Source organism: Intrasporangium oryzae NRRL B-24470 (assembly GCF_000576595.1).
Lineage (GTDB): Bacteria > Actinomycetota > Actinomycetes > Actinomycetales > Dermatophilaceae > Intrasporangium_C > Intrasporangium_C oryzae.
On sequence record NZ_AWSA01000003.1, the window covers coordinates 38,914 to 56,754 of the forward strand.

The 17,841-nt window shown below is 73.0% G+C and carries 19 protein-coding genes; 13 read left to right on the forward strand and 6 right to left on the reverse strand.

The window, feature by feature from the left end; translation table 11 throughout:
* The first annotated feature begins 89 nt into the window (after window positions 1-89).
* Complete coding sequence (katG, locus tag N865_RS01810; protein WP_034800887.1) at window positions 90-2,282, forward strand: catalase/peroxidase HPI; 2,193 nt, start codon at window positions 90-92, stop codon at window positions 2,280-2,282.
* A 69-nt stretch (window positions 2,283-2,351) separates the two neighbouring features.
* Here the strand turns inward: katG and N865_RS01815 are convergent, their stop codons facing one another.
* The gene (locus N865_RS01815) at window positions 2,352-3,005 is read right to left on the reverse strand and encodes an O-methyltransferase (RefSeq protein WP_034800889.1); all 654 of its coding nucleotides are present in this window, start codon (window positions 3,003-3,005) and stop codon (window positions 2,352-2,354) included.
* A gap of 119 nt (window positions 3,006-3,124) precedes the next feature.
* Between N865_RS01815 and N865_RS01820 the strand changes: the two genes are divergently transcribed.
* The 6 genes from N865_RS01820 to N865_RS01845 all read left to right on the forward strand — a co-directional run bounded on the left by N865_RS01820 (window position 3,125) and on the right by N865_RS01845 (window position 8,485).
* Window positions 3,125-4,876 carry a DUF2207 family protein gene (locus N865_RS01820; protein WP_034800891.1) on the forward strand — a complete coding sequence of 584 codons (1,752 nt, stop codon included), beginning with the start codon at window positions 3,125-3,127 and terminating at the stop codon, window positions 4,874-4,876.
* A 49-nt stretch (window positions 4,877-4,925) separates the two neighbouring features.
* Window positions 4,926-5,324: an ACT domain-containing protein gene (locus tag N865_RS01825; protein WP_034800893.1), complete on the forward strand. Its 399-nt coding sequence runs from the start codon at window positions 4,926-4,928 to the stop codon at window positions 5,322-5,324.
* An 89-nt stretch (window positions 5,325-5,413) separates the two neighbouring features.
* Window positions 5,414-7,060 (forward strand): FAD-binding dehydrogenase, encoded by a 1,647-nt coding sequence (locus N865_RS01830; protein ID WP_034800895.1) that lies wholly within the window; start codon window positions 5,414-5,416, stop codon window positions 7,058-7,060.
* Between the two features lie 109 nt (window positions 7,061-7,169).
* Window positions 7,170-7,817 carry a hypothetical protein gene (locus tag N865_RS01835; protein WP_157557511.1) on the forward strand — a complete coding sequence of 216 codons (648 nt, stop codon included), beginning with the start codon at window positions 7,170-7,172 and terminating at the stop codon, window positions 7,815-7,817.
* The gene (locus tag N865_RS01840) at window positions 7,814-8,017 is read left to right on the forward strand and encodes a DUF6186 family protein (protein WP_034800901.1); all 204 of its coding nucleotides are present in this window, start codon (window positions 7,814-7,816) and stop codon (window positions 8,015-8,017) included. Before N865_RS01835 ends, N865_RS01840 begins: the two co-directional genes overlap by 4 nt.
* Before the next feature lie 96 nt (window positions 8,018-8,113).
* Window positions 8,114-8,485, forward strand: coding sequence for a sporulation protein (locus tag N865_RS01845; protein ID WP_034800903.1), 372 nt, complete (start codon window positions 8,114-8,116; stop codon window positions 8,483-8,485).
* Window positions 8,486-8,588: 103 nt separating this feature from the next.
* Here N865_RS01845 and N865_RS01850 read toward each other — a convergent pair whose 3' ends face one another.
* Complete coding sequence (locus tag N865_RS01850; RefSeq protein ID WP_034800905.1) at window positions 8,589-9,668, reverse strand: DNA polymerase IV; 1,080 nt, start codon at window positions 9,666-9,668, stop codon at window positions 8,589-8,591.
* Between the two features lie 109 nt (window positions 9,669-9,777).
* Between N865_RS01850 and N865_RS01855 the strand changes: the two genes are divergently transcribed.
* A complete protein-coding gene (locus tag N865_RS01855) occupies window positions 9,778-10,227 on the forward strand; it encodes an SRPBCC family protein (protein ID WP_051509866.1) in 450 nt (149 codons plus the stop codon).
* Between the two features lie 33 nt (window positions 10,228-10,260).
* Window positions 10,261-11,229: a glycoside hydrolase family protein gene (locus N865_RS01860; RefSeq protein ID WP_034800908.1), complete on the forward strand. Its 969-nt coding sequence runs from the start codon at window positions 10,261-10,263 to the stop codon at window positions 11,227-11,229.
* A gap of 38 nt (window positions 11,230-11,267) precedes the next feature.
* Here N865_RS01860 and N865_RS01865 read toward each other — a convergent pair whose 3' ends face one another.
* Entirely contained in the window at window positions 11,268-12,020 is a 753-nt protein-coding gene (locus tag N865_RS01865; protein WP_034800910.1) for an SDR family NAD(P)-dependent oxidoreductase, read from the reverse strand.
* A 94-nt stretch (window positions 12,021-12,114) separates the two neighbouring features.
* Window positions 12,115-12,441, reverse strand: a complete 327-nt coding sequence (locus tag N865_RS01870; protein ID WP_034800911.1) for a hypothetical protein — start codon at window positions 12,439-12,441, stop codon at window positions 12,115-12,117.
* 111 nt (window positions 12,442-12,552) lie between these two features.
* Here N865_RS01870 and N865_RS01875 point away from each other — a divergent pair, with 111 nt between their 5' ends.
* Window positions 12,553-12,735 (forward strand): hypothetical protein, encoded by a 183-nt coding sequence (locus N865_RS01875; protein WP_034800914.1) that lies wholly within the window; start codon window positions 12,553-12,555, stop codon window positions 12,733-12,735.
* 71 nt (window positions 12,736-12,806) lie between these two features.
* On the opposite strand, the gene N865_RS01880 is transcribed toward N865_RS01875, so the two are convergent.
* Window positions 12,807-14,957: a penicillin acylase family protein gene (locus N865_RS01880; protein WP_034800916.1), complete on the reverse strand. Its 2,151-nt coding sequence runs from the start codon at window positions 14,955-14,957 to the stop codon at window positions 12,807-12,809.
* Between the two features lie 16 nt (window positions 14,958-14,973).
* Complete coding sequence (locus N865_RS01885; protein ID WP_034800919.1) at window positions 14,974-15,447, reverse strand: hypothetical protein; 474 nt, start codon at window positions 15,445-15,447, stop codon at window positions 14,974-14,976.
* Window positions 15,448-15,518: 71 nt separating this feature from the next.
* Here N865_RS01885 and N865_RS01890 point away from each other — a divergent pair, with 71 nt between their 5' ends.
* From N865_RS01890 to N865_RS01900, 3 genes are all read left to right on the forward strand, one after another.
* The gene (locus N865_RS01890; RefSeq protein ID WP_034800921.1) at window positions 15,519-15,914 is read left to right on the forward strand and encodes a DUF2237 family protein; all 396 of its coding nucleotides are present in this window, start codon (window positions 15,519-15,521) and stop codon (window positions 15,912-15,914) included.
* A 102-nt stretch (window positions 15,915-16,016) separates the two neighbouring features.
* Entirely contained in the window at window positions 16,017-16,829 is an 813-nt protein-coding gene (locus N865_RS01895; protein ID WP_051509868.1) for a pentapeptide repeat-containing protein, read from the forward strand.
* A 388-nt stretch (window positions 16,830-17,217) separates the two neighbouring features.
* A complete protein-coding gene (locus N865_RS01900; RefSeq protein WP_034800924.1) occupies window positions 17,218-17,835 on the forward strand; it encodes a hypothetical protein in 618 nt (205 codons plus the stop codon).
* The last annotated feature ends 6 nt before the right edge of the window (window positions 17,836-17,841 follow it).

Below are 17,841 nucleotides of genomic sequence, written 5' to 3' on the forward strand. Positions count from 1 at the left end.
GAGCTCGCATCTCGAGCGCCTGCTGGGGCCGGGCCCCGCGCGAGGCGTCCGCGGCTGACCGGGCTTTCCCACCACAGGAGAGGACCGACGTGTCTGAGACCGGCAGCGACAGCGAAAGCCCCGTACTCGCATCCCCCACCCCAGCCCCGACCCGGCCGAGGACCAACCAGGACTGGTGGCCCAACCAGCTGGACCTGCACGTCCTCCACCAGCGCTCACCCCTGGCCAGCCCGATGGGCGAGGACTTCGACTATGCCGCGGAGTTCGCGACGCTCGACGTCGAGGCGCTCAAGCGGGACCTCGTGGAGGTGATGACGACCTCCCAGGACTGGTGGCCGGCCGACTACGGCCACTACGGGCCGCTCTTCATCCGGATGAGCTGGCACGCCGCCGGCACGTACCGCATCGCCGACGGCCGGGGCGGGGCCGGGGACGGCGCACAGCGCTTCGCCCCCCTCAACAGCTGGCCCGACAACGCCAACCTCGACAAGGCGCGACGGCTCCTGTGGCCCGTCAAGCAGAAGTACGGCCGCACGATCTCGTGGGCCGACCTGCTCGTCCTCGCCGGCAACGTCGCGATGGAGTCCATGGGCTTCACGACCTTCGGGTTCGGCTTCGGTCGGGAGGACATCTGGGAGCCCCAGGAGGTCTTCTGGGGACCTGAGGACACGTGGCTCGGAGACGAGCGCTACAGCGGCGACCGCGAGCTCACCGGCCCCTTCGGCGCGGTCCAGATGGGCCTGATCTACGTCAACCCCGAGGGCCCCAACGGCAACCCCGACCCGCTGGCCGCCGCCCGCGACATCCGCGAGACCTTCCGCCGGATGGCGATGAACGACGAGGAGACGGTTGCGCTCATCGCCGGGGGGCACACGTTCGGCAAGTGCCACGGCGCGGGCGACCCCGGCCTCGTCGGCCGCGAGCCCGAGGGCTGCCCGGTCGAGCACCAGGGCCTCGGGTGGAAGAACACCCACGGCACCGGTGTCGGCACCGACGCGATCACGAGCGGCCTCGAGGGCGCGTGGACGCCGACCCCGACGACGTGGGACAACGGCTACTTCGAGACGCTCTTCGGGTACGAGTGGGAGCTCACCGAGAGCCCGGCCGGCGCGAAGCAGTGGAAGCCCAAGGACGGTGCGGGTGCCGACGCGGTGCCGGACGCCCAGGACCCGTCCGTCCGGCACGCCCCGATGATGCTGACGACGGACCTCGCACTGCGCCTCGACCCGGTCTACGAGCCGATCTCGCGACGCTTCCTCGAGCACCCCGACGAGCTCGCGGACGCGTTCGCCCGGGCGTGGTTCAAGCTGCTGCACCGCGACATGGGTCCGATCACGCGCTACCTCGGCCCGTGGGTTCCCGAGCCCCAGATCTGGCAGGACCCGGTCCCGGCGGTCGACCACGAGGTCGTCGGGGACGACGACGTCGCCGCCCTCAAGGCCAGCCTCCTCGCGTCGGGGCTGAGCGTCCCGCAGCTCGTCCGCACTGCCTGGGCCTCGGCATCGACCTTCCGCGGCACCGACAAGCGCGGCGGCGCCAACGGGGCGCGGATCCGCCTCGAGCCGCAGCGCAGCTGGGAGGCCAACGACCCGGCCGCTCTCGCCACCGTGCTGCAGACCCTCGAAGGGATCCAGGAGCAGTTCAACGCAGGACAGTCCGGGAAGAGGGTGTCACTCGCAGACCTCATCGTCCTCGGCGGGTGCACCGCCATCGAGAAGGCCGCACGGGACGCGGGGCACGAGGTGCACGTGCCGTTCTCGCCCGGACGGACGGACGCCTCCCAGGACCAGACCGACGTGGAGTCGTTCGAGGTGCTCGAGCCCAAGGCCGACGGCTTCCGCAACTACCTCCGCGCCGGGGAGAAGCTCTCTCCCGAGGTCCTGCTCCTCGACCGAGCCAGCATGCTCACGCTGACCGCTCCGGAGATGACCGTCCTCGTCGGCGGGATGCGAGCCCTCGACGCCAACCTGGGGGGCGCCCGGCACGGCATCTTCACGGACCGGCCCGGCACGCTGACGAACGACTTCTTCGTCAACCTGCTCGACATGGGGACGGAGTGGAGGGCCTCCACCTGGGACGAGAACGTCTTCGAGGGCCGCGACCGCGCCACGGGCGAGGTCATCCGGACCGCGACCGCCGTCGACCTCGTCTTCGGCTCGAACTCCCAGCTGCGTGCGCTCGCGGAGGTCTACGCCGCCGCCGACGCGCAGGAGCGGTTCGTCCGCGACTTCGTCGCTGCGTGGGTCAAGGTGATGAACCTCGACCGGTTCGACCTCGCCTGACCGGGCGTGAGTGAGGCCCCGGACGTGGTGGATGCGTCCGGGGCCTCACTCACCGTCCGGGCCCTGTCCTCACCGCTTGCGGGCCACGGTCAGGCCGTCGAAGGCGGTCAGCACGACGGCCTCGACCCGCGCGTCGGCCGCGACGAGGTCGTTGAAGGCGCGCAGCGCCTCGGTGTTCGCGTCGTCGGCGTCGGGCTCGACGACCCGACCGCTCCACAGCACGTTGTCCACGACGAGCAGCCCTCCGGGGCGCACCCGGGGCACGAGCTCGGCCCAGTAGGCGGCATACCCCGGCTTGTCGGCGTCGATGAAGGCGAGGTCGATCGTCGGCTCCGTCGGGAGGGAGCGGAGCGTGTCGAGCGCGGGCGCGAGGCGCAGCTCGATCCGCTCCGCGAGGCCAGCCGCCGCCCAGGCGCGCCTGCCGACGGCGGTCCACTCCTCGCTGATGTCGCAGCACAGCAGGGAGCCGCCCTCGGCCAGGCCGCGGGCGATGCAGAGGCTCGAGTAGCCGGTGAAGGTCCCCACCTCGACGGCGCGTCGTGCGCCGACCAGCCGGGTCAGCATGGTGAGCAGCTGGCCCTCGTCCTCACCGACCTGCATGCCTGCGGGGTCGCCGAGGGCCGCCGTCTCGGACCGGAGCCGCCGCATCACCTCGTCCGTCCGCCAGCTGCCGTGCTCGACCGCGTAGGCCCTGACCTCGTCCGTCACCGTGAAGCTGCGCATGACACCGACGCTACGGCAGCACGCAGCGGGATCGGCCGAACGGGCGCCGCCCGCCCGATCCGTGAGGCCGACACACCGCTCCCGGCCCGAATCGGCCGTTTCGCGTGGTAGGAACACGCATGGACTGGTTCGCCCCGCCGCGTGCGTTCGCCCCGCTCGTCCGCCCGGCCGCAGCCCTCCTGCTCTGCGCCGGGGCCGTCACGGCGGTCGCCGCAGCGGTCGACGGCTACCAGCGGTCCAGCGCCGACTTCGTGGCGATCCCGCAGTACCGCGTGGAGTCGCTGCTCGCGCGCTACGTGCTCGGCCGCGCGCCCGACGGCTCGGCCCGGCTCGACGCGACCGACCTCGTCCGCCTCACCTTCCTCTCGTCCGACCCGGCCACCCCGGAGGGCCGGCGCGAGCACGCCTTCGTCCGCGTCCTCCCGACGACACTCGACGGGCTGAGGCGCCCGGTCCAGGTTCTCGGTGTCGAGGACGGCTCCGGACGGGTGCTTCCCTGGACCACGACCGTCGACGGCGAGGGCGTCCACGTCCGCGTCGTCGACCCGGACCCCACCCCCGGACAGCCGGCCACCTACGTCATCCACTACACGGCCGACGGCGTGGCCCGGAGCGACGGCGGCGGGCAGGTGCTCGAGTGGGACGTCACGGGTCGCGACTGGGCCCGCTCGATCCCGGAGGTGAGCGCCCAGCTCACGACCTCGGCCGAGCTCACCGGGGTGCTCGACGACGCCGACGGCTCCACGCCTCCGGTGACGGTCAGCGCGAGCGGGGTCGGTCCGCACGAGGCCGTCCTGCTGCGAGCCGGCATCCACGGCACGCGTTTCACCGAACCTGCCGCCGACCCGCAGGACGAGCAGGCCCGGGCCACCGTGCTCGCGATCGGCGGCGCAGCCCTCCTTCTCGCGGGAGCCACCGCGGCGCTGGCCGCCGCTCATCACCGCCGTCGACGCGTCGGCCCCGCCGCGGCCCGGCCCTCGGTCCCGGGCGGGCTGTCGCCCGCCCTGGCCGGGAGCCTGCTCGGGCGCCCCGCCCGCGGCATCGTCGGCCAGCTCCTCGACGCCGCCGTCACGGACCACGTCCGGCTGCGGCCCGGCGACCAGGACGTCCTCGTCGAGACGGTCGCCCTCCCGCAAGACCTCAGCCCCGAGGCCGAGCTCGCCCTGTCGGTCCTGGCCCCGCCGCGACCCGGGCGGCCGCAGTCGGTCCGTGCGGGGCTGGACGTCGCCGACAGCGACGCCCTGACCCGGGTCCGCGACGCCGCGATCGGTGCGGGCCTGCTCGAGCGGCCCGACGTGGCCCGGGCCGACCGCTCGCTCGTCCTCGTGGGACTGGTCGCGGCCGTGGGCATCTCCTGGCTCGCGCACTCGACCGGCGTGAGCTTCGCCGTGGGCGCGACCGCCCTCGTCATGGTGCTCGGCGCCCTCGGTGTGGTCCACGGCGTGCTCCACGCCTGGCGGTCGGTGACCCCGCGAGGCGTCGAGACGCTGCGGCAGCTCCGAGGGCTGACGGCCTACCTCACGAGCGCGCAGGACGACCGGATCGCGGCTCTCCAGGAGGCCGTGGTCGATGACCACGACGTCACCGCCGCCGAGGAGGCCGACGTCCACGCGCGACTCCTGCCGTATGCCGTCGTGCTCGGTGTCGAGGACGCCTGGCTCCGCGCGACCGACACGAGCGGAGTGAGGGGCCTGGCGTGGCTGCCCGAGGGCCGACTGCGCGACATCCTCCGCGCGCTGACCGTGGGCGAGATCCCCGCACGCCTCGACCGTCGCATCCCCACGACCCCCGGGCCGGTCAGCGCGAAGGCCCCCAGGACCTCCGGCGCCCCGGTGCAGGTCGTCACCTCCGACGCCGCAACCGGCGGCTGAGGGCGCCTGCCCCACACCCCGGTTCACCTTCGTCTGCGAGCATGCCGCCATGACCGGCATCACCGACCTCGACCAGCTGCTCGCGAGCCTCGAGCCCGAGCTGCACCCCGAACCCTGGGTCGTCGCCGTCGTCGAGCGCGTGCCGGACGACTGCACACCGTTCGCCACGGTCGACGAGGACGAGGGCACGACCGTCGTCGTCACGGCGGCCGAGGCCGACCGGCTCGGCCTCGCCCACGACTACGTCGCAGCCCGCATCACGCTCCGCGTCCACTCGGCCCTCGAGGCCGTCGGCATGACGGCCGCCTTCTCCCGGGCGCTCGCCGACGCGGGCATGAGCTGCAACGTCATCGCCGGCTTCCACCACGACCACCTCCTCGTGCCCTGGGAGCGCGGCGCCGAGGCGGTGACCATCCTCCGGTCGCTCGGCCGTGGCCCCGACGTCTGAGCCCCGGGAGAGCGGGGGCCCACGTGCCGTGCGGAAGCGGGTGAGCGGCATACCCTTGCCCTGATCTCCGCCGCAGAGGGAAGGGACCCATGGAAGCCGACGTCGTCGTCGTAGGAGCCGGCCTGGCCGGGCTCGTCGCCACCGCCGAGCTCGCCGACGCGGGCAAGAGGGTCGTCCTCGTCGATCAGGAGGGCGAGCAGAACCTCGGCGGCCAGGCCTGGTGGAGCTTCGGCGGCCTCTTCCTCGTCGGCAGCCCCGAGCAACGCCGGATGGGCATCAAGGACAGCCTCGAGCTCGCCCGGCAGGACTGGATGGGGTCGGCGCAGTTCGACCGCGACGAGGACCTGTGGCCGCGGCGCTGGGCCGAGGCCTACCTCCACTTCGCCGCCGGGGAGAAGCGCGCCTGGCTCCACGAGCAGGGCCACCGGCTCTTCCCCGTCGTCGGCTGGGCCGAGCGCGGCGACGGCCGCGCCGACGGCCACGGCAACTCCGTGCCGCGCTTCCACATCACCTGGGGCACCGGTCCCGGGATCGTCGAGCCGTTCGAGCGCCGGGTCCGCGAGGGCGTGGCCAAGGGCCTCGTGACCTTCGCCTTCCGGCACCGCGTCGACGAGCTCGTCATGACGACCGGGCGCGTCACCGGCGTCCGCGGACGCCTTCTCGAGCGTGACGACGTCGAGCGCGGCAGGGCCAGCAGCCGCACCGAGATCGGCGACTTCGAGATCGGCGCCCAGGCGGTCATCGTCACGAGCGGAGGCATCGGCGGCAACCACGACCTCGTCCGCCGGGCGTGGCCCAAGCGGCTCGGCCGCCCACCCCTGACGATGGTCGCCGGCGTCCCGGCCCACGTCGACGGGCGGATGCTCGGCATCACCGAGGCCGCAGGCGGCCGGGTCATCAACCCCGACCGGATGTGGCACTACACCGAGGGGCTGCGCAACTGGAACCCCGTCTGGGACAACCACGGCATCCGGATCCTTCCCGGCCCGTCGTCCCTCTGGATCGACGCGCTGGGCCGCCGTTTCCCCGCCCCCTACTTCCCCGGCTTCGACACCCTCGGCACGCTCGGACACATCATGCGCAGCGGCTACGACTACTCGTGGTTCGTCCTCACCCAGCGGATCATCGAGAAGGAGTTCGCGCTCTCCGGCTCCGAGCAGAACCCCGACCTCACCGGAAAGGACGTCCGGCAGGTGCTCGGCCGAGCCCGCAAGGGCGCTCCCGGCCCCGTCGAGGCGTTCAAGGAGCGCGGCGAGGACTTCGTCGTCGCTCACACCCTCGACGCTCTCGTCCGGGGCATGAACGAGCTGACGGGCGACGGGCTCATCGACGTCGACGCCCTGCGCCAGACCATCACGGCCCGCGACAACGAGATCGACAACGCCTTCTCCAAGGACGCTCAGGTGACCGCCGTCCGCGGCGCCCGGAACTACCGCGGCGACCGGCTCATCCGCGTCGCCGCGCCGCACCGGCTCCTCGACCCCGAGGCGGGGCCCCTCATCGCGGTCCGGCTCAACATCCTCACCCGCAAGACGCTCGGCGGCCTCGAGACGGACCTGTCCGGACGGGTCCTCCGCGCCGGCGGCGAGCCGCTCGAGGGCGTGTATGCCGCAGGCGAGGTGAGCGGGTTCGGCGGCGGCGGGATGCATGGGTACAACTCGCTCGAGGGCACATTCCTCGGCGGCTGCCTCTTCAGCGGCCGGACCGCCGGGCGGGCCGCGGCCGCCGCACTCTGAGCGTCGCGGCGCGCAGCACCCGCGCGGCGCGCTCACCGAGAGCCGGCGACGGGTTGAGCCTCCGGTGCGAAACCCCACCGCCGGGGTCGGGTGGGACTACGGTCAGGGCGTGGGGGAACGCGCCCAGCGAGTGGGGTGGAGCCGGCTCACGTTCCTGCGCGAGCCGGCCGTCCCCCTCCTGGTGCTCGCGACGGCCGTCATGGTCACCAGGGGGTATGCCGCCGACATCCTGCTCTGCGTCGGCACGCTCGCGCTCGTGGTCCGTGAGGGCCTCCGCTGGCGCGGACGCACGGCGGACGCCACGCCGGCACCCCTGCGGTGGAGGAGCGTCGCGGGTGGCTGCGCGATCGCGACCGTGCTCGGCGTCGGCCTCTCCCTCATCCCGCGCACCGAGCGCTGGCTCGACGTCGCGCTCGCCGCGGTCGGTGTGCTCGCCCTCTGGCTGTCGCTCGCCGTCGGCCCAGGTGGCGACGGCCATCTCGACGACGCCCCGGAGCCGGTCCCTGCGTCGCCGCCGCGGTGGTGGGTCTGGCTCGGTATCGGGGCCCTGCTCGTCCTCATCGAGCTCGTCTCGTTCCTCTCCCAGTCCGACGCGCGGACCGACAACCCCGACCGGCCGACCATCAGCACCCTCCTCGAGCCGACCCTCGCCGCCGGCGTGCCGCGAGCGGCCGGGCTGACCCTCTGGCTGCTCGCCGGCTGGTGGCTCGTCCGGCGCACGCGGGCCTGGTCCGGTTCACGGGCCGGTGCCCCGTGAGCGGCTGGGAGGGCACGGTCACGGCATACGGGCTCGTGCTCGCGGCCGCCGTGGTCGCGAGCCTCGTCGCGCGGAGGCGGCCCGACGTTCTCGGCGGGCTCGGCATGGTCGTGACGTGGGCCATGCGCCGCCGCTCGACCCAGCTCTTCCTCCTCCTCACGTGGTGGTGGCTCGGCTGGCACCTCGTCACCTCCCGCTGAACGCCCCAAGGTCGGGACCTTCAGCCCTGTCGAGCCTCCCGGTCCGCCCCGCACGGTGGAGAGCGAGGCCGGCGACGCCGGCACGAAGGAGGGGTCATGACACTCGACGAGGTCCTCAGCAAGGCGAAGGACACGATCACGGTGCGGCGCGTCTACGGCGAGCCGTACGAGAAGGACGGCCTCACGGTCATCCCGGCCGCGATGGTCGCCGGTGGCGGAGGCGGTGGCTCCGGCCACGACCAGAGCGGAGGAGAGGGCGAGGGCGGCGGGTTCGGCATGGGCGGTCGGCCGGCCGGGGCCTTCGTCATCAAGGGCAGCGACGTGAAGTGGATGCCGGCCGTCGACCCGAACCGCATCATGACGATGGCCGGCATCGTCACCGTCGCCTGGCTGCTCATGCGGCCGCTGCTCGCGCGGGCCCGGGCCAAGGGAAAGGCGCTCGTGGTGGAGGCCGAGGCCGGCGAGTAGCCCTGCGAGACGGCTGAGCGGTCCGCCACGGTGGGCCGCCGCTGGGCTGCGCCCTGGAGGCGGACCGGCGAGGGCCCGGGAGGCGCCGCGAGCCGACCCGGACCTAGAGACGGCCGCGGATCGGGGTGCGCTCGACAGGGTCGCCGCCCTCGGGCATGACCATCTCCGCGCGGACGCCGAGGAGGCGCACTTCGCGGTCCGGGTCGAGCTGGCCCGCAAGGGTGACCGCAGCGGCGATCACCTCGGCTCGGTCATGGGTCGGGGCCGGGAGTTTGCGCGCCTTCGTCTGCGTGAAGAAGGGCGCATAGCGGACCTTGAGGGTGACCCGGAAGACGGGCCGGCCCTCGGCGACCGTGTCCGCGAAGGCCTGGGCGGCGAGCTCGCGCACGGCGGCCTCGACCTCGGCAGGACTCGTCAGGTTTTGCTGGAAGGTCGTCTCCCGGCTGTGGGCGCGCGCGATCCAGGGGCTGTCGTCGACGACGGCCGACCCGATGCCGCGTCCGAGCTGGCCGTACCAGACCCCCATCCGCGGCCCGAACTCGCCGACGAGAACCTCCTCGTCGGCGTGGGCGAGCTGACGGACGGTCTCGATGCCGTGTGCTGCAAGGCGTTTGGAGACCTTGGCACCGACGCCCCAGAGCTCGATCGTCGCCCGGTCGCCCATGACGTCGAACCAGTTGTCGCGGGTCAGCCGGAAGACGCCGCGCGGCTTGCCGAATCCGGTCGCGATCTTGGCCCGGACCTTGTTGTCGCCGATCCCCACCGAGCAGTGCAGGTCCGTCGCATCGAGGACCGCCGCCTGCGCCCGGCGCGCGAAACCCTCGGGGTCGTCGGTCTCGACCCCGAGGAACGCCTCGTCCCAGCCGAGCACCTCGACGACGACGCCGAGCCCGCGCAGGGTTTCCATGACGTGCTCGCTCGCCTCCGTGTAGGCCGGGGCGTCGACGGGGAGGATGACGGCGTCGGGCACCTTCCGCGCGGCGAGGCGGAGCGGCATACCGGAGCCGACACCGTGCGCGCGGGCCTCGTACGACGCCGTCGACACGACCGCCCGCTCGGTCGGGTCGCCTCGGCCGCCGACGATGAGCGGCCGCCCGGCGAGCTCGGGATGCCTCAGCACCTCGACGGCGGCGATGAACTGGTCGAGGTCGACGTGCAGCACCCACGGCGCGGCCGGGCCCATTCCGCCATTGAACACCCCGTATGCCGCTCGGCGACGTCCGGACGTGACCCTCGTCCCAGCCGGCTCCGACCCGCCTCCGGGCGCCCGGGCCCCGGCCTAGCATGAGGGCGTGGGTCACATCAGCGGGAGCCTCCACATCGAGGCAGCACCGGAACGGGTCTTCGACACGGTCGCCGACACGCGCAACGAGCCGTCCTTCAACCCAGCGATGACCCAGGCCGAGCTGCTCACGGCTCCGCCGATCGGGCTCGGCACCCGATTCAAAGCGCGGATGGGCAGGGCCGGCACGGAGATGATCGTCGAGCTCACCGACTTCGAGCGTCCCGCCCGGCTCGGCTCTCGCACGACGAGCGTCACGATGGAGACGACGGGCGGGCTCACCTTCTCTCCCGAGGGTGACGGGACGCGGATGCGCTGGGACTGGGAGGTGCACCCGAAGGGGTGGTTCCGGCTCACCGGACCGCTCGTCGGACCCGTGGGCAGACGCATGGAGCGCCGGATCTGGACTGGGCTCAAGCGCCGGCTCGAAGCCGACGCCAACGGGCGGACAACCGGCTGACGGGAGCCGCCGGCGGGTGCGAGACTGCGCGCCATGCTGCGACTGGACGACCACTGGGTCTGGGACGCGTGGGTCGTCGACGACGGCTCGCTCTACCACCTCTACTACCTGCAGGCACCGCACTCCCTCGGCGACCGGGAGAAGCGCCACGTCAACGCCACGATCGGGCACGCGACCTCCCGCGACCTCGTCGACTGGGAGGTCCTCGGGACGACGTTCGGGCCTGCGGAGGCAGGCTTCGACGACCTGGCGATCTGGACGGGCTCGGCGATCCACGACGGCAGCCGGTGGCGCATGTTCTACACCGCCGTCTCGACCGCGGGTCACCACATCTACGACCAGCGGATCGGCTCGGCGGTCTCCGACGACCTCCATCACTGGGTCCGCGTCTCCGACGAGCCGGTGCTCCGCGTGGACCCGCGCCACTACAAGACCCTGTCGTCGCATCCGGGCCCCACGACCGGCCCCGACCTCGAGGGCAGCAGCGAGACCTGGCGCGACCCGCTCGTCCTCGCCGACCCCGACGGCGACGGCTGGCACCTGCTCATCACGGCCCGTGCCCTCGGCGCGGCGAAGAACGACGACGGCGTCATCGCGCACGCGTGGAGCCGCGACCTCGAGACGTGGGAGGTCCGCGAGCCGCTCTGCGAGCCGGGGGCCGGTTTCGGGCAGCTCGAGGTCCTGCGGAGCATGGTCATCGACGGCCGGCCTGCGCTCGTCTTCACCTGCCACCCCGACGAGATGACGCCCGAGCGGCGGGCCATGTCGGGCGAGTGCTGCACGTGGTCGGTTCCCTCCCCGGGCCTGCTCGGGCCGTGGGACATCACGAAGGCTCGTCCGTTCACCGCCGACCCCGCGCTCTTCGCCGCCCCGGTCGTGACCCGCCGCGACGGGACCACGGTCATCTTCGGCTTCCACCACGTCCCGGGGGACGACTCGCTCTGGATCGGCGACCCGATCGAGGTCACCCTCGACGAGGAGGGCTACCTCGTCGCCCGCTGACCCCCTGCCGGACGTCAGCGGGGAGCTCACCAGCGATCTCACCGGGCGATGTAGCCGCCGTCGATGTAGAGCTCGAGCCCGGTGACGAAGGAGGCGTCGTCGCTCGCCAGGTAGGCGACACCGGCGGCGATCTCCTCCGGCCTGCCGAGCCGGCCCATCGGCGTGAGGTCGATCATGACCTGCATGAACGGCGTCTCGCGTGAGGTGTCGAGGATCGGTGTGTCGACGAAGCCCGGGTGGACGGAGTTGACCCGGATCCCTTCGGTGGCCCAGTGGACCGCGGCGTTCTTCGTCAGGGTCCGGACCGCGCCCTTGGCCGCGTGGTAGGCCGGGGAGTTCCCGAAGCCGCCGCTCGTGCCGAAGATCGAGCTGATGTTGATGACGGCTGCATGCTGCGACTTGCGGAGGTACGGGGCGGCGATCTTCATCCCGAGGAAGACGCCGGTCTGGTCGATGGCGACGGTGCGCTCCCACTCCTCGAGCGTCGTCTCCTCGATCGTCTTGAGGTCACCCATTCCCGCGTTGTTGACGAGGATGTCGAGTCCGTCGAACTCGTCGACGGCCCGTTCGCACGCGACGTGCCAGTCGGCTTCGCTCGTCACGTCGTGATGCACGAAGGTCGCTTCCGTCCCCGCGTCGAGCAGCTCGTCGGCCGTCGCCTGGCCGCTCTGCTCGTTGATGTCGGTCACGACGAGTCGGGCCCCTTCCTCCGCGAGCCGCCTGGCCGTCGCCTTGCCGATGCCGCTGCCGGCGCCCGTGACGAGCGCGACTCGGCCTTCGAGCCTTCTCATGACCACTCCTTGGCTGGGTCCGGGCGGCACGAGTGCGCCCCCCTTCAGTCTGCGCCCGTGCCGGACTGGCGTCGGAGTTCTTTCGGTCACAGGGTCATTCGCGGACCTTGGGCCTCCGGGAGCGGTCCAGGGCCCGCTCCGGGTCGTGCCGCGAGCCCCGGGTCGACCGGCGCGTCGGGCTCGCCCCGGCCCCGCGCTCGGACCGGGCCGCGGCGGCGTCCTGCTCGGCGGCGGCGACCATGAGTCCGTGGTAGAGCATGAGGGCCGAAATCGCCACGAGGACCCAGACGGCGATGGTGAGCTGGGTCGCCAACGTGGTCCCCGCCGTCCTCGGGACGAGCTGGACGGCACCGGCTGCGACGGCGAAGAGCGCGGAACCGACGAACCAGATGATCGTGGCCCGAGTGAATGTGTGCCCCACGGGCTCACTGTGGCACATGCGGACGCGCTCCAACGGGAGGTTCGTCGGGTCCGGAAGGGCCCCGCCGCACTAGCGTGGTCCCATGGCACCCACTGCGTCTCGGAGGAACCGATGAACCGCTCGCTCCTGCTCGTCCTCGGTGGCATCCTCTTCGTCATCGGCTGCCTCTGGACGCTCCAGGGCCTGGGCATCGTCGGGGGCAGCGTCATGTCGGGCGTCACCTTCTGGGCGATCGCCGGTCCGATCGTCGCCCTGTTCGGGATCTTCGTCGCCTATCGCGGCTCCCGCCGCTGAGCCCGGCCCCCCTCCGACCCCCCTCCGGCCCCCTTCCGGTTCGATGTATGAGGGCGTCGTAGACGACGCCCTCATACATCGAACCGCGGGTGTGAAGTGCCGTCGACGCGGTGGAGCCGACCCGACAGCCAAGCGTCGAGCTGGTCGCCGCCGTGCTCGTCGTCCGGCGCGCCCGACGCGCCACCGGGGACGACCCAGCGGCTCGCGTCGCGGTCGGCGAGGTCCCAGACGTAGCGCGCGACCGGTCCCTTGGAGCACCGGTCCGTGACGCCGGGCGCGCTTCCCGCAGCGAGGACGCACCCCGTGTCGCCGGGCACCGCCGCGCGGGGGAGCATCGGCGCGCCGGGCAGCCCCTCGAGCGCGTGGATCGCGCCGAACCAGTGGCGGTCTCCCCATGTCGACACCCGATCCCCTTGCGCCGCAACGCGTTCCAACGCCACGCGAACGCCTTCGGCGACGTCGACACCCATCCGGTCGACGCCTCGCGCCATCGGCCCCCAGGTCAGCCCGATCTGGAGCGGCACGTCGAGCCAAGACTCGAGGAGCACGGAGTGCCCGGTCGGCGCGAGGAGGGGCGCGAGCCGGGGGTGCTCGGCGAACCACCCGACGAGCTCGTGCCGCCACGCCGCGAAGACGGCCGCTCCCCGGCTGTCCGGGTCGCTGTGCCCGTCCCACCCGAGCAGGACGTCGCGGACGGCGGCCGCGTCACCGTCCACCACCGCGGCCGACACGAGCTCGCGCGCGAGCCGGGCCTGGCCGTTGAGGGTGTCGACGTGGATCGCGGCGCAGTCGTCGGCCGTGAGGTCGGTGCGCTCCGCGATGAGCTCGCGGATCCGCGTCGCGCGGTGGGGCGTGGAGTACTCCACGCCGAGCCCGCCACCGCTCGCACGGTCGTTGGCGCTGACCATGACGTCGTCGACGTCGGTGACCGTGCCCGGGAGCCAGCCCTCCCACCGGTGGCACGGGTCCCACGCAGGGACCGGACGAACCCGGTTGGCGCCGTTGCGCCGCGCGACCTTCCCGACGACGAGGTGCCGCATCGCACCCGACGTGTCGGCGACGACCGCGCTGTTGACCGGCTCGACCCATCGGGCGAGCGCCGACGTCACGTCATCGACGGTGCGCGAGCGCAGGAGCGGCAGCAGCGCGCCGAACCCGAGGTCCCCTGTCACCTGTGACGGGGTCCGGAGGCTGTATGCCGCCGGGCGGGCTTCCGTGGTCACCGTCCCCTCGCCGACGTGGCTGGCCTCGCGACCGAGTGCGGCCAGGGCCTGTTCGAGGCCGGTGACGATGGGCCCGCGTGCGGTGACGACGACGGGCACCGCGACGCGGTCCGGGTGCTCGAGCCCGTCGGCGCCCTCGCCGCGGACGCAGACCGTCTCGATCTCGTCGTCGACGGGCTCCCATCCGTCGACCCCGCGGGCCTCGAGCCTGCCGTCCTGCCTGCGCAGCTGCTCGGTCGTCAGGTCCTGGTAGTCGGCCATCGCGTTGGTGATCGCCCAGGCGACCCCGCCGGCGTGCCCGAAGTGCTGGATCCCGGGCACCCCGGGGAACGTGAACCCGACGACGTCGAACTCGGGGCACGCGAGCCCGACCTGCTGGTAGGCGTTGGGCAGCTCGATCGTCCGGTGCGGGTCTCCCGCGATGAGGGGCCGGCCGCTCCGGGTCCGGTGGCCGCCGATGACCCAGGCGTTGCTCCCGGAGTGCCACGGTCCGCCCTCGGTGTGGAAGAGGTCGAGCCACTCCTCCCCGAGGCGGTCGGCGACGTGGGCGTTGAAGAGCTTGCCGGGGAACGTCCCGAAGAGCAGGTGGATCGCCCAGAAGACGCCGAGCGGTGTCCACGGCTCCCACGGGCGCGGCCGGCCGGCATACGCCCCCAGTCCGAGCAGGGCCGGCTCGGGGGCACCCGCGAGGCCGAGCGGCATACCCTCGTTGACCCCTTCGACGTAGGCGTCGACGAACGCCCGGGTCTCCGGGTCGAGGCCGGCGTGGAAGTCCCGGGCCGTCGGCTCGAGGCGTACCTGTTGGGCGAAGCGGTCCCAGGCCAGGCCGTCGGGCCCGAGGTACTCGGCCGTACGGCCCTCCATCCGCCAGCGCGCGAGCTCCATCTGCCACGCGCGGTCGCGCGCGGCCTCACGGCCCTGCAGGTGGGCGAGCGCGAGCACGTCGTCCGCGCGCAGGTGGGGGATGCCCCACCGGTCGCGGCGCACCTCACCGGTCATGGGTTCGCGGCCGGGCTCAGGCGAGGAGCTCGCGCTCGATCTCGCGGAAGAAGGCTCCCGCGAGCCGGCGGTACTGGTCCTGGGTGAGGCGGATCGGGTCGCCGACGGCGAGGCCGAGGACCGAGCGTTGCTGGTCGAAGGGGAAGTCCGGGTCCTCGAGGACCGTGCCGCCGCCATCCAGGAGCGACCGGGCAAGGACGCGCACCTCGGCGACCGCGCCTCCCGGTCGGGTCCGGGCGCTGCCCGTGGCGTCGGGGGTGAGGTGGGGGGTGAGGTCGGGGCGCTGGGCGAAGTACCCGTCGAGGACGAGGAGCATGTTGTTGAAGTACTCGGACTCGAGGGAGGCGAGGGCGCTCTCGAGCTCGCTCACGTCGGCGTCGCCGTGGTCGCGCGCGGCGCCGGCGACCTCCCGCCACATGGCCACCTGGGTCTCCGACCGGGACTGGCAGGCATCGAGGTAGTCCCGGTCGTAGGCCCATGTGTCGCGCATGACCCCAGACTAATCAGCGAGTCCGTGGATGCGGGGCACTCCCGGGTACAGGGTCGCACTAGCGTTGGGCCATGGCGCGTGGAGAACGCAACGTGCTCGGTGGCGAGCTCGAGGAGTGCGGTACCGACCCGATGACGGGCTTCTACCGCGACGGGTGCTGCACGAGCGGTCCGGAGGACCGTGGGAGCCACACGGTCTGCGCGATCATGACGTCCGAGTTCCTCGCCCACCAGAGCAGCGTCGGCAACGACCTGTCGACACCCCGTCCGGAGTGGCGCTTCCCGGGGCTCGTGCCGGGCGATCGCTGGTGCGTCGTCGCGGCGCGCTGGCTCGAGGCGCAGCAGGCCGGGGTCGCCGCGCCCGTCATGCTCGTGGCGACGCATGAGCGGGCGCTCGACGTCATCCCGCTCCAGCTGCTCCAGGCGTATGCCGCCGACGTCCCCGACGACCCGAGCTCGCTCCTCTGAGGGCTGGGCCGGTCCCCAGCCGGGCGGCGCGGGTGTGCGCCAGGAGGCGTTCGGGCGCGGGCGAAAGCCGGCCCGGCGGCATACGACGGCATACTGGCGGGCATGGCGGGGACGGGCGACGGCGACGCGGGCGGGCGGCTCTCCCCCGCTCCGGCACTGACTCCCGACTGCGCCCGGTGCTTCGGGCTGTGCTGTGTCGCACTGCCCTTCGCGCGCTCGGCCGACTTCCCCGTCGACAAGCCAGGCGGCGAGCCGTGCCGCAACCTCCTCGACGACTTCCGCTGTGGGATCCACGACCGGCTTCGCGCCGACGGCTGGAAGGGCTGCACGGTCTTCGACTGCTTCGGCGCGGGCCAGCAGGCGTCGCAGGTGACCTTCGGCGGGGTCTCGTGGCGGGACGCTCCGGCGACCGCCGCTCGCATGTATGCCGTCCTGCCCGTCATGCGGCAGCTGCACGAGGTCCTCGCCCTCCTGCGCGAGGCCGTGGGCCTGGCACCCGGCGACGCCCTCGAGGCGGCCCTGGGTGACGTGCACGACGACGTGGTCGCGCTCACGGCGGCCCCGGTCGAGATGCTCCTCTGCGTGGACCTTCGTGAGCTCCGCGGCCGCGTCGGTGACCTGTTGCAGCGCACGAGTGCAACCGTCCGCGAACGGGTGCGGGCGGCAGCCACGATCCCGACGCCGCCTCGGGGGGCCCGCCCCGGCGCGGACCTCGTCGGTGCCGACCTCCGCGGGCTCGACCTGCGCACGGCGGATCTTCGCGGGGCGCTGCTCATCGCCGCGGACCTGCGCGGCGCCCGGCTCGGCGCGGCCGACCTGCTGGGCGCGGACCTGCGCGACGCGGACCTGCGTGGGGCCGACCTGGAGGGCGCCCTGTTCCTCACGCGCCCCCAACTCGCCGCGGCCCGGACCTGAGCCGGAGCGGTCGAGATGGGCCAAGGAGGGACACGTGACGGCGCGCGCTACGGCACTGCCCAGCGAGGTTGAGCAGTGCCGTGGCGAACGCGGAACGGCCCGCACCCCTTACGGCACTGCCCAGCGAGGTTGAGCAGTGCCGTAGCCAACGCGGAACCGCACCCCGCAGCCCTTACGGCACTGCCCAGGAATCGTGAGCAGTGCCGTAGCGAACGCGAAGCAGCACCGCATCACGTCGTGGGTAAGTTCGTGGCGTTCGGGCCCCACCGGGCCGTCCGACGACTGACAATCAGTCGACCCAGACCAGCCAGACCAGCCAGTCCAGCCAGACCAGCGAGACCAACCAGACCAGCCAGACCAGCCAGAACGACCGACCGGGGAGACGGACGTGCGCCACACCACCGCAGCCGCGCTGCTCATCGCCGCTGCCCTGCCCGGACTCGCGGCGTGCACGTCGGGCAACCCCCAGGTCGAGCTCAGCCAGGCCGGGTCGGGGGCTGGGTCGACGCCGACCGTGACGGTGACGGTCGTCGACCCGAACGGTCCACCCGTCACTGCGACGGCCACCGTGACGGTGACGGCGACCCCGACGGTGACCGTGACCATGCCGCCGCGGCCCACGCCGACGACGACGGCGGCGTTCACGCAGGCCGTCGCGCTCGTCAGCTACCAGAACCTCGTGTCCGACATCGCCCTTCTCGACGCCATGACACTGACGGGCAGCCCCGCCGCACTCCAGCTCGACGTCCTCGCGCAGCACTTCGCAACTCTCGAGTCGACGGGGGCACCGCCCGGTCTCGACCCGCCCACGTACTTCGGCCGTCTCGCCTCCCTCCGGCTCTTCGCCGATGCAGCGTCCGAGGAAGCGGCCGCGGGTTCACCCCAGGCCGCAGCCCGCTACGTCGTGATCCGCCGCGAGACCGGCGTGCTCCTCGGGCTCGTCAACGGCGCCCTCCGGACGTCGCTGGCGCTGCCGGCTCCGCCGGCAACCTCGACGACGCACTGAGCGACC